Source organism: Paraburkholderia atlantica (genome assembly GCF_009362785.1).
Taxonomy (GTDB): Bacteria; Pseudomonadota; Gammaproteobacteria; order Burkholderiales; family Burkholderiaceae; genus Paraburkholderia; species Paraburkholderia atlantica.
In genome coordinates, this window is sequence record NZ_WHNQ01000085.1 from 1 (window position 1) to 11,313 (window position 11,313).

Annotated in this window: 8 protein-coding genes and 1 pseudogene; 4 read left to right on the plus strand and 5 right to left on the minus strand. The window is 56.4% G+C overall.

The features are described 5' to 3' along the window. On the minus strand, positions 1-1,933 hold a 1,933-nt coding region (locus tag GCT19_RS39495), incomplete at its 3' end, for a GNVR domain-containing protein (RefSeq protein WP_265334648.1). A gap of 495 nt (positions 1,934-2,428) precedes the next feature. Here GCT19_RS39495 and GCT19_RS39500 point away from each other — a divergent pair. The 3 genes from GCT19_RS39500 to GCT19_RS39510 all read left to right on the plus strand — a co-directional run bounded on the left by GCT19_RS39500 (position 2,429) and on the right by GCT19_RS39510 (position 5,604). Next, complete coding sequence (locus tag GCT19_RS39500; protein ID WP_227749473.1) at positions 2,429-3,325, plus strand: polysaccharide deacetylase family protein; 897 nt, start codon at positions 2,429-2,431, stop codon at positions 3,323-3,325. A 314-nt stretch (positions 3,326-3,639) separates the two neighbouring features. Further along, on the plus strand, positions 3,640-4,581 hold the full coding sequence (locus tag GCT19_RS39505; protein WP_152854917.1) for a glycosyltransferase: 942 nt from the start codon (positions 3,640-3,642) through the stop codon (positions 4,579-4,581). A gap of 102 nt (positions 4,582-4,683) precedes the next feature. Beyond that, positions 4,684-5,604 carry a glycosyltransferase gene (locus GCT19_RS39510; RefSeq protein ID WP_152854918.1) on the plus strand — a complete coding sequence of 307 codons (921 nt, stop codon included), beginning with the start codon at positions 4,684-4,686 and terminating at the stop codon, positions 5,602-5,604. Positions 5,605-5,745: 141 nt separating this feature from the next. Here the strand turns inward: GCT19_RS39510 and GCT19_RS39515 are convergent, their stop codons facing one another. After that, positions 5,746-6,870 (minus strand): glycosyltransferase, encoded by a 1,125-nt coding sequence (locus GCT19_RS39515; RefSeq protein WP_152854919.1) that lies wholly within the window; start codon positions 6,868-6,870, stop codon positions 5,746-5,748. A gap of 106 nt (positions 6,871-6,976) precedes the next feature. Continuing rightward, positions 6,977-7,573: pseudogene (locus tag GCT19_RS39520) on the minus strand (sugar transferase); the annotation flags it as partial. Between the two features lie 930 nt (positions 7,574-8,503). On the opposite strand from GCT19_RS39520, the gene GCT19_RS39525 reads away from it, so the two are divergent. Beyond that, entirely contained in the window at positions 8,504-9,757 is a 1,254-nt protein-coding gene (locus tag GCT19_RS39525) for a glycosyl hydrolase (protein WP_227749474.1), read from the plus strand. Positions 9,758-10,139: 382 nt separating this feature from the next. Here GCT19_RS39525 and GCT19_RS44055 read toward each other — a convergent pair whose 3' ends face one another. Together GCT19_RS44055 and GCT19_RS39535 are read right to left on the minus strand one after the other, a co-directional pair. Further along, positions 10,140-10,298 carry a hypothetical protein gene (locus GCT19_RS44055; protein ID WP_227717808.1) on the minus strand — a complete coding sequence of 53 codons (159 nt, stop codon included), beginning with the start codon at positions 10,296-10,298 and terminating at the stop codon, positions 10,140-10,142. A gap of 276 nt (positions 10,299-10,574) precedes the next feature. Continuing rightward, a partial coding sequence (locus GCT19_RS39535; protein WP_152854922.1) for a CpsD/CapB family tyrosine-protein kinase occupies positions 10,575-11,313 on the minus strand: 739 nt, incomplete at its 5' end.

Here is an 11,313-nt window from a genome sequence, read left to right on the forward strand (position 1 = left end):
CGGAGACCGCGAGCACGGGCGGCGTGTCGATCAGCACGATATCGTAGTCGCTCGTCTTCGCGAGGAACTGCTGCATGCGCTCGCTCACCAGCAGCTCGGCCGGGTTCTCCGGGATCGCGCCGCGCGCAACGAAGTCCAGGCCCGGGCGCACGTCACGCTTGATCACCGAGTCGGACGGCACCTCCGACGACAGATAGTCGGCCAGGCCCGGTGTCGAGTCGAGGCCGAAGTACTGCTCCAGATGGCCTTTGCGCAGGTCCGCATCGATCAGCAACACCCGCTTGCCGGCCGCCGCGACAACCGCCGCCAGATTCGCGGAAAGGAACGACTTGCCCACCTGTTCCGTCGGCCCGGTCAGCAGCACGCGGTTGTCGCCCGACTCGGATTCGAGCATGGCAAAATGCAGCGCGGTTCTGAGCCGGCGCAGGCTTTCAATCGACGGGTCGCGCGGAAACTCGCTCGCCAGCAGGAACTTCTCGTCAGTGGACAGCTTCGGCGCCTTGCCGATTCGCGCGACTTTCGCCTGCGATAGCGGCACGGTCGCATACACGTTCAGGCCCGTCTGCTCCTCGATCTCCTGCGCGTCGGTCACGCCCCGATAGAGCGCCGTACGCGCGAACGCCGCACCCACACCCAGAATCAGGCCGCCCAGCGCCGCGTAGATAATCACCAGCAGCTTGTTCGGCTTGATCGGGTCTTTCGGCACCACCGGGTTGTCGATCAGCCGCGCCGTTCCCACCTTGCCCGCGCGCACCAGCTTGAGCTGTTGCATGTTGTTCAACATGCCGACATAAAGCTCGTTGTTCACGTTCATGTCACGGGTCAGGCGTACCGCGTTCTGCTCCAGGTCCGGCAACCCCTGTTCCTGCTGCGACAGGCTGCCGATCCTGCTGCCCAGCATGCCGATCTGCTGATCGAGCGCCTGGATCGTCGGGTGACCCGGCGCGTAGATCGCGCCCATTTCCGCCCGCTTCTGCTTCAGTTCGAGCAGGCTGCGCTGCGCGGCCACGCTCTGATCCAGATAGGCCTTGCCCTGCTCGCTCAGGTTGAACACGCCCATGCGGTTGCGCATGTCGTTATAGCGTCCCTCGGCGCGCTCCAGGTCGCTCTTCAGTTGCGGCAGCTGGGCGCTCAGGAACTCGAGCGACTTCTCGGCTTCTGCCGCCTTGCGCTTCAGGTTCTGGTCAACATACGCATTGCCGATTTCGGCGAGCGTGCTGGCCGTCAGCATCCGCTCGGAGCCCGTCAGCGACGCACCGATGATGCCGCTGTCCTTACCCTTCTGCGACACGGTCAGCCTGTTTTGCAGGTTTTCCACCGTCTTTTCGCGCGACTGCCTCTCCAGAATGAATTGCGTGCCGGGCCTGGCATTCAGCGCATCGATGCGCAGCGTGATCGCGCCATCAGGCAGTGTCGTGTCGAGCGTTGCGCCCACGCGGCCCTCGACCGGCTGGCTCAGATCCGACTGCTCCAGCCGGTAGCGCCCGTCATCCAGAACGGTCAGCACGAACTTCTCGCCTTCGAATGCTTCCGGAACGTTGAAGCTGGACACCTTGACCGATTCATTGCCCCACGCATATCCGCCAAATCCAAAGAGCCCAGGCTCAGAAACACTTCTGGCTTGCCGTCCCAGCCAGTCGCCGATCAATGGAAAGCGCCTGGGCTTTGCGCTGATATCGAGGTGCAGATCGTCGACGGCTTTGCCGACCACCATTCTCGACTGAATGATTTCCATCTCAGCCGTCGCCTCTGTCTTGACGTCGAACATGCTCGAGACGTCGCCCAGCGGGCTCTTCGAATTGTTGGTCGGGATGCTGTCCTCCACCTGCACGAGAATATCGGCCTGGTACACCGACGGCGCAATGAACGCGTATGCCACGCCCAGCGCGAGCACGCTGCCGGCGATTCCACCGACCAGCCAGCGGTTGGCCATCAGAACGTCGAAATAACGTGAAAGACTGACATCGTTATTCCGGAGCACAGCGGTATTCGTAAGGAGAGAGTTCTGGTTCATCGAAACCCCAGGGCGGGTGTACGAAAAGGATGGAAGCCGGATTTGAACTGCGGGCGATGCGGCGCTGCCAAATCACGCTTTCTGTCACGGGACGGCAACATTTTTGATGCTGACGCTGCGTGCGTCAGTTCGGTGTGCAACGCAATTTTGCGATGTTCCCTCTGCTTTGCGCGCCACCAACTTCAGAATAATCGTCTTACCGTATAAACATAAAGACTGCCTGATTCTCCACTGAATCCCTGTTTCCCCGCAGTAGATCCAGCTCTGGAAAATAGCGCGTATGTCACACTATCGAGTATCCCAGACTATCTGAAGGCTGTCATTATCTCTGTACGCTAACGCACATCGCTTTTGTGGCAGCAACTGCACAATCCCATTCAATGCCGTTAGCCTGGGATGCATATGAAACAATTGATGCGTGAGATACTCACACGCGCGCTGATTTTCAGTGGAACCCCCGCCGCGATTCGAGCGTTGCTTTGGCGCAATCGCACCGCGATTCTGCTCTATCACGATCCATCGCCCGCCACGCTCGAGGCTCATTTCGAGTACCTGAAAGACAAGGTCGAGTTTGTGCCCTTGTCGCAGGCAAATTCGCGTGGTAGTGGTCGCCCGCGCGTGGCCGTCACGTTTGATGACGGCCATATTGGCAATGCAAAGCTTCTGCCGGTATTCATCAAGTACGGCGTGTACCCGACCATTTACATCTGCAGCAGCATCGTGGCGCACGATCGTACTCATTGGTTCCTCCATCCTGTCGCGAAGGATGCAGGCGTGAAGCGGCTGATCCGCATGAAAAATCAGCAGCGCCTGGCTGAACTCGACGCGCGAGGCTTTCATCAGGACTCGCTAGACGCATCGGCGACGATTAGCGGCCTCAGCGCCGCCCATATCGAAGAGATGCGTCCCTATGTCGATTTCCAGTCGCACACGCGCTATCACCCGACACTGACCTTCTGTGAAGATGACGAATGCTTTGAAGAACTCGCGCTATCAAAGTTGGAGGTAGAACGGATCGTCGGTAAGCCGTGCGAGCATTTCGCGTATCCCTATGGCATTTATGGTCCGCGCGAGGTCGAACTGTTGAAGGCGGCCGGCTACAAGACCGCACGCACGACCGACGTGGGCTGGAACGATGAACGAAGCGACCCGTTCCGACTCAAGGCGTTCGACATTGACGATCACTCTTCCGTGGCGTGGTTCGCCGCGCAGCTCACAGGCCTGACGTTGGCGCCGCGCTATCTACGACTGGGACGGGTCCGGCGCTTTGCTCAGCGCATCGTCAGGCCGCGTGTATTGAACCAGGCGTAGAAAGCACAGCGCCGCCACCACCGCGCACTGACCGAATCTGGTCGACGCCACGCAATGTCGCCCGAGCGAAGACGCGACAGCTCGCAATACGGCGTAGGACACAATTGTGCACCGCGCGGCCTTCATCCCAGGCAGCGAATCACCACGATAAGGTGTTTGCTGACGAAAATATTATCGCTGGCGATTTCGGCTACGAGCAAGACAAGTCGTCAATGTTCGAGCACCTGTTAAATAAAGGCGGAGTTAGGCCGACACGGCACTGTTCGTAACGGCCTTATTGTTCCTTATCTCCATGGTTAAAAAAGGAATGCAGCATGCGTAAAATTTTCATCACGTCTCCCGGCAACGCCAATTATCCGGAAATCACTGCCTATCAAAACTATTTTAAAGCTCGAGGCGTGGATGTGATGGTTGGGACAATAAGCAAGTATCGTGCGCTAGAAGACAAACGAAATTTCGTGTTGTGGGAAATCATGGGGTTTTATCCGAATCGGTTCGAATCCGACTTCGTGATCCACGACTACCGTTCTCTCTCCGTTGGCGGCTGGCCGGCGATGAAAGACGTCGCGAAGCGGTACTTCAATTGCCAGCCGAATCTGCGAATCTTTCAAAACAAGCAGCAACAGGAGATCATGGGTTTCGGCCACGGCGTACCAAGTGTCATCTTGCCTATGGGCGTGCCGAACTGGATCTTCGAAGTGCAGGGTAGCGGCAAGACCGAAAAGAAGGCTGATTTCTGTTATATCGGCGAAATGAGCGTCGAGCGAGGCTTCGATCGCGTGCTGGAAGCATTTATAAACAAGTTTCAGAAGCGCGACGTCTCTCTCCTCCTGGTGGGAAAACCGGACCCGCGTATCTACGAGAGATTTTCGAACGCAAAAAATATCATTTTCACCGGGCCGTTGCCGCAGCGTGAGGCGCTGAAGCACGTCGCCGAATCCGAAGTTGCGGTGTGCTACTTCCCCTATCACCGGCCGCATTGCTATCAAACCCCGACCAAGCTTCTCGAGTACGCCGCGCTCGGCAAGAAAATCGTCTGCAACGACTCGCCGTCGAATATCAGATGCTGTGAAGAGATGGGCATCCACAGCGTGATCACGACGGCGAACATCTTTGACGGCATCGATGAAGACGCCGCCCGCAGTGCCACGGCAAATCGCCGGAGCGACTTTAGAGACCTCATTTGGGACCGAGTGATAGAGCAATCCAACGTCGCGGCGTTTCTGCCAAAGGACATCAAGCTAGCGCACGCTTGACCAATTCATTGGCGTGCGACATTTCAACGAACGCGACCCGAACTGCCCCAGGGTAGTGCAGAGTCAGCCGCAGAGAGACAACACTTGAACGGTGGCAATGACATGCAGATATTCATTCTTCACCCCGGCAAGGCGAACTATCCGGAAATAGACGCCTACACGAAGTACTTTGAAGGAAATGGCTGCAAGGTAACGTCAGGAACGCTGGATGATTACAAAAAAGTCAAGAACCCGGAGGAATACGTTCTCTGGTGCATCATGGGCTTTTACCCGAGGACGCCTAATGCGAAATACGTCATCCACGACTATCGCTCGCTGTCGGTTGGGCGTAACAGCGCGCTAAAAGACACCATAAAGAAAACCTTGCAACCGCGGCCCAATCTTCGAATCTTTCAGAACGATTCGATGAGCGCAGTGATGGGTTTCCGGGACGGAGTAGATACCGTTTTCCTGCCAATGGGTGTGCCAGACTGGATTTTCACTACGGAGGCTGAGCGCAACCAGACGCTCCCGGCGGGCACGTATTGCTATCTGGGCGAGATAACGCGGGAACGTGGCTTTGACGGCTTCATCAGGGACTTTCTGGCCGCCAAGCGCGACTCGGATACCCTCGTTCTGATTGGGCCGGTTGAAAAGGAAATCTCCGACGCATATCTTCAATCGCCCGGCATCCTGTTCACGGGCCGTCTTCCGCAACGCGATGCCCTCGCGGTGGTTCGCAATTGCGAGATCGCTATTTCAACTATCCCCTACAAGCGTCCGTACGACGTGCAGACGCCGACGAAGCTTCTGGAATATGCTGCACTCGGCAAAAGAATCATCTGCAATGACTCGCCGTCGAATCTGAACGCCGCCGCCAAGTTTGGAATTCAATGCACAGTAACAGGCCCAGACGTATTCTCTAGCATCTGCAATTTCCATGGCGATATGGTGCCGAAGAACGATCCGTCTACACTGCTGCATTTGCGATGGACGAATATAATCTCCGCCTCGGGGGTGGAGCGTTATCTCGCGAGGGTCTAAAAGTTAAAATGGTTTGCGCGAAAATCCGCGCAAACCATTTTTAGAGGGACGATTTCGAAATCGTTTGTTTAGTTAATTCGCTTCGTTAATACGAAGAATCGGACACTGTTTTTCGATTCGACGTCCCGAAGCTTTGCGCAATCACTCGCTCAGCACCGGACGACCTTCGCGAAGGCTTTTCAATTGGGTCGAATAAAGCAACGCGATGTTATTGAAGAAGCGATCTTCACTGAATCGATTGCGCGCTTCCTCCTGCGCGCGGCGCGACAAACCTTCACGAAATTTCTCGTCGGTCAGCATCTTCTGGATCAACGATGTCGCTTGTGCAACCGTCCGATAAAGGACGCCGGTCGAATTATGGCGAATGGTATCGATGTTGCCGGGACAATCTGACGCCACAACGGGCGTCCCGAGCGTCATTGCCTCGATCAGGGAGATCGGCATCCCCTCCCAGGAAGCTGTCGACAAATAGATATCCGCTTGCGCGACAGCTTCGATAACGTCCGCACGCGTCAGCCAGCCGGTCACACGCACGCCGGCGTCCTCGAGCGTCTTCCTCAGATCCGCGTCGCCGTCGCCGATCCATACGAACTCGACGCTGTCCCGATCAAACGATCGTGCAATCTCCGCGAACAGTTGCGGATTCTTTTGCACACGAATGCCACCGACAGTCGCAATTACTCGCCTTTTTGTCGATCCGACGTTTTCAGCGCCTTCCAGGTGAGTGTCGCCGTGGACCCCCACAGCCCGATCGATCGCATTCTCGACCAGCACTGCATCGCGCCACAGGTAGCGGCGGATCGCCGCGCATTCGCTCTCAGAGCAGCCAACATATGTGCATCTCTTCAAGCATGCAAGCCACTCCAACGCCGCGAAACAGGATCGCTTCACCCTGCCAATGTCTCGCCGTACGAAGGAGATGCAATGGGGGCTATATAAAAGCGCCGTTGACGGCAACGCAAACAAGGTCGACATTCGTCCTAGGAAACCCGCGAACGACGAGTGCATATGGACGATATCCGGGTTTAGTCCGATGAGTTGCCGGCGCAAGACAGACATGATGTGCGCCAATGATGGTCCTTTCATTTGCAGGTGCTGCAGGACGACATCAGCGTGGAACATCGCGCGCAAGTTCTTCGGCGTTTCCTCCCGCTCGGAATAGATCACATAAACCTCGTGACCTTCCTTGGCGAGGCGCGTCGCAAGCGTGCTCACAACTGCAAGCGTTCCTGTAGCAGTCGATTCAATTACGTGGACCACTCTCATAACTTTTTCTCGTGAATTTCTCAGCAATAGCGGATCACTTCACCGGCCGGTCACGGCGATCGGGACGACATGCAATCTACGACAGCGGAAAGAACCTCAGCCGGTCTCAGTAGGCACCGTCTTTCGCGAACACCACTTTGACGGTTTTCAGAAGAATCGAGATATCGAATGTCAGCGAGCGGTTCATTGCGTACTTGACGTCGAGCGAAACCCGCGTCGGATAGTCCACGTCGTTGCGGCCGCTCACCTGCCATAAGCCTGTCATTCCCGGCTTCAGCGCGAGGTAGTAGCGAACATCACGGCCATATCGCACCAGCTCCTTTTGCACGATAGGACGAGGGCCCACCAGACTCATGTCGCCGCGCAGCACGTTCCAGAGTTGCGGCAACTCGTCGAGGCTCGTCTTGCGCAGAATGCGGCCAACCGGCGTCACACGAATGTCGTTTTTAAGCTTGAAATCCCGGTCCCATTCCGCACGAGCCTGCGGATCAGTGGCGAGCAGCATCGCGAGAACTTCATCCGAGTTCTTGACCATAGAGCGGAACTTCAGGCACTTGAAAGTACGTCCTCCGCGGCCAATTCTCGGATGCCCATATACGGCGTTTCCGTGATCGCTCATGACGACCAGGGCAATGATCAGTAGAACCGGAGAGAGCAGGATGAGCAGAACTGACGCTCCGCAAACGTCCATTGCTCTCTTCACTGCGTCATCCCACCTCGCACCCATCAGGTTCTCGCTTGGCTGATTCGAGTCATCCAAGGCGACCTTTTTAGAATTCGCCTCAAGGCACGCCTCTTCCAATTTCGGATCCGCGGCGGCGTTCGATTCGAACATGCTATCTCCTTAGTTCGGGAACTCGTGGGGACGGGGCCGGCGTAGGCACCCTGCGCTTGCAAAACAGATTTTGGTGTGGAAGCGAATCGTTTAGTGAAGCTAATTTCACTGATTCACTGATGACTTCACGACCAGCGTAACATCTCACTCTGCGACTGAATGTTGGTAATAGCGCATAAAGGCGCCATCGTACAGTTCGATCGCGACACGTGACTTTCATCGAGCGCGTCTACTGTTCTTTTAACAATCAGATACGCAAAATTCGAATTGATGACTCTCTTCTTGATTGCTCTTACCACTGCATATCGCTTGTAAATATCATGACAAAAACGATCACATCAGACACATACTTTTATCAGACGTTAATCCGCACTTTCTAAAGCCTTCGATTCCAATTTGTCTAAAGAGACGACAGCTATCGTCTCTACATAGGCACTTATTGGTCCGTTCAATGAAGGCTCAAAAAAGAAACTTTGATGAAAAGCCGCTCGTTTTTCGCGCTATCGCGCCAATTCTATGCGGTCACTCACTCGTCGCTGCCCATCCAAGTCGAAAAGTATCCGGGCTCGGCACTGCAACCGATGTGCGTTCCCGCACATGGTCAACCGATTCGAATATTGTCGAGCTCGCCGCGAAGACTTCGTTGATGCTGGTTTGCGACGTCGACGCAGTGTTTGATATGCGTGTTTGACGTATCAGTGCAACCGATGCGTTCTCTTCAACAATTGATGTTCACTTGCGCACCTAACATTGACGTTTTCGCATCCATTTGGGGGCGTCAGCATTTATAGTCGAGAAATGAAACCCACCATTTTCTTCTTATCTTTCGCCTTAACACTCTTGTGTGAGCAGCCAATGTCGGCCTTCGCGAAGAACGGTCGCGCCCAGACAACGCCCACGGCTACCGTCACACAACGCGCAGCGCTGCAGCCGCCGCCCACCGGAAACGGGAACGACCGTTTTGCAATGGACGTGAACTGCAATCTGTGGAGTGCCGATCAGAAGGCACTGAGTGAATGCTCGAAGGACCTGGATCTGATTGCCGGATTAGGCGTCGGTACCGTCCGCCTCGGCGTTTCGTGGGACTTCATGACGCTGGACGACGGCAGCACGCTGGACCCCAAAAAGGTGGCCTTTCTGAAGGCGCTTTTGAACGCCGCACGCACGCGCGGTATGAAGATTCTTTTCCTGGTGGGCATGTACGCGCCGTCTAGCGCATACCAATGCTCGGCCACCAAGAATCCGCCGAGCGCATCGTCAGCGCGACTCGACTTCTGCGACGGTGCGTTCACGAAGTATTTCGACTCGCTGATGGACGTCGTTCTGCCCTTTACGGCTGACATCGAACTGTTCAATGAGACCAACTGGTCGTTCTCCGCTTCGGACCCATCTTACGGCGATCCGCACGGTATCTATGGCTACATTCTGAATCGCAGCAAGACGCTCTATTCGGAAGCCAAACACGTCCTGAACACGAAGAGGCAGTCGGGCTACAAAACGGTTCTGCACACTCAGGGCATCTCGTACTTCTACAACTCGGCGTATCCGAATAACGGCTGGCAGCCGCCAGCAGGCAATGAGCTGATCCAGGCCACCGACTACATCAAGGCAATGGGCAACAACGCGAAGAGCGCAGCCAGCCCGTTGAACACCACGATCGATGTCGTCGACGTTCACCCGTACTTCAGCAGCGCCGACTACCACATGCTGATGCAGTCGTTCAACACAACCGTTTCGGATCTGGTTGCCAGTGGTTCCAAGCCGATCTGGATTACGGAAACCAACGACGGTAAGAGCCGCACGGACGCCGGACAACTCGCGGCATTCAACCAGTTGAAGGTTCTGATGGACAACGGTTCGGTGGCGAAGGCGTTCTGGTATGTCGTGCGTAACGGCGACCCGAGCAACGGGGAAGGCGACGGTTACTCAATCTACGATTACAACCGTAAGCTGATTTGTCCGCAGCTTGCCGCCGCTATTCGGGCATACACCGCGACGATCCCGCGAGCGCAGCGATTCCTATCGGGCCCTTACCTGAAGCCGGTCAAGTGAGGCCGACGCGTGATGGTTTTGCAAAGTGGATGCAGCGGACATCCCAATGACAGACGAATCATAAGAGGGTGATGCGACTAATCATCCTCCTTTGAGCCTCTCGCACGCGCAACGCAAAGCGCACACGCAAAGACCCCAATCGCCACGCCGATCAACAGACAGGCGGCATGCGTCAAGAAAGTTACCATCTTCCGCTCCCTTTACGACCACATCGAAATAATGAGAATTTGAACAGCACGATGTCATCGGTGACGAAGCTATGGGCTGGGATATTCCCTAGCTGCACCGGACAGTATGATGAAGGCGACCTAAAGTCCGGCAGAGAATTACAAGAGCAAAGATGCCTATTTGCGAATGAATACCGGTCTAATAACGAAACTCACTATACCACGGGTTTAACCCCGCTCTCGGCGCCAATATCCAGAATGGCAACGGGCTCGCGGCTGACGTGCAGGTTCAGGCAAGCGTGAATGACGAAATAGCCGATGCTGTAGACGAATGCGAGGATGCCGGCATCGCGATAAGCGGAGAACGTCAGCATCGAAATGGCAGACACTTGGACCGCAAAGGAATTTGGCGTTGTGGTGGTTAAGGCCAATTTCCCGTGCGGGGTCCGAAGCCCGGACATCTTCAAAGGCTGCCTGAATCGATTTTCTGGCCGAGTCGGACAATGACGGCCGGCACGACCCTAGAGGTCAGAAGGATGCAGCCATAGATGAGGACGCCGGTGCCAGTGCGCTCAGCTTTCGAAGGCGTCATGGGGCAGATCAAGTGGGCCAACCCGGTGAGCGGTACGAAACCGACCGTGGCTCTCGCGTCACGAAGGTTGATCTTTTTTTGCCTCTCCACGGGCCGGCAGTGCATCGAGATAGGAAGCATTGCGATAGAGGCCGGCGCGCCCGCCCAGACTATAGCGATAGACATCCGTGTCGATCGCATTGAAGATCACACCCTTCACCCGGGCATTCGCCTGCTTGAGTTGCGCGGTCGCTTCCTGCACCTGCGCAATGGAAGTCGTCTCGAAGCGCGTCACCAGCAACACGGTGCCGCAGCTATCCGCAAGCGCGGTCGCGTCGGAGACCGCGAGCACGGGCGGCGTGTCGATAAGCACGATATCGTAGTCGCTCGTCTTCGCGAGGAACTGCTGCATGCGCTCGCTCACCAGCAGCTCGGCCGGGTTCTCCGGGATCGCGCCGCGCGCAACGAAGTCCAGGCCCGGGCGCACGTCACGCTTGATCACCGAGTCGGACGGCACCTCCGAGGACAGATAGTCGGCCAGGCCCGGTGTCGAGTCGAGGCCGAAGTACTGCTCCAGATGGCCTTTGCGCAGGTCCGCATCGATCAGCAACACCCGCTTGCCGGCCGCCGCGACAACCGCCGCCAGATTCGCGGAAAGGAACGACTTGCCCACCTGTTCCGTCGGCCCGGTCAGCAGCACGCGGTTGTCGCCCGACTCGGATTCGAGCATGGCAAAATGCAGCGCGGTTCTGAGCCGGCGCAGGCTTTCAATCGACGGGTCGCGCGGAAACTCGCTCGCCAGCAGGAACTTCTCGTCA

Excerpts from the sequence above, each read along its gene's own strand:
- GCT19_RS39510 (WP_152854918.1), top strand. The coding sequence starts at position 4,684 with ATGCAGATATTCATTCTTCACCCCGGCAAGGCGAACTATCCGGAAATA.
- GCT19_RS39525 (WP_227749474.1), top strand. The coding sequence starts at position 8,504 with ATGAAACCCACCATTTTCTTCTTATCTTTCGCCTTAACACTCTTGTGT.
- GCT19_RS39515 (WP_152854919.1), bottom strand. The coding sequence starts at position 6,870 with ATGAGAGTGGTCCACGTAATTGAATCGACTGCTACAGGAACGCTTGCA.
- GCT19_RS39500 (WP_227749473.1), top strand. The coding sequence starts at position 2,429 with ATGCGTGAGATACTCACACGCGCGCTGATTTTCAGTGGAACCCCCGCC.
- GCT19_RS39505 (WP_152854917.1), top strand. The coding sequence starts at position 3,640 with ATGCGTAAAATTTTCATCACGTCTCCCGGCAACGCCAATTATCCGGAA.
- GCT19_RS44055 (WP_227717808.1), bottom strand. The coding sequence starts at position 10,298 with ATGCTGACGTTCTCCGCTTATCGCGATGCCGGCATCCTCGCATTCGTC.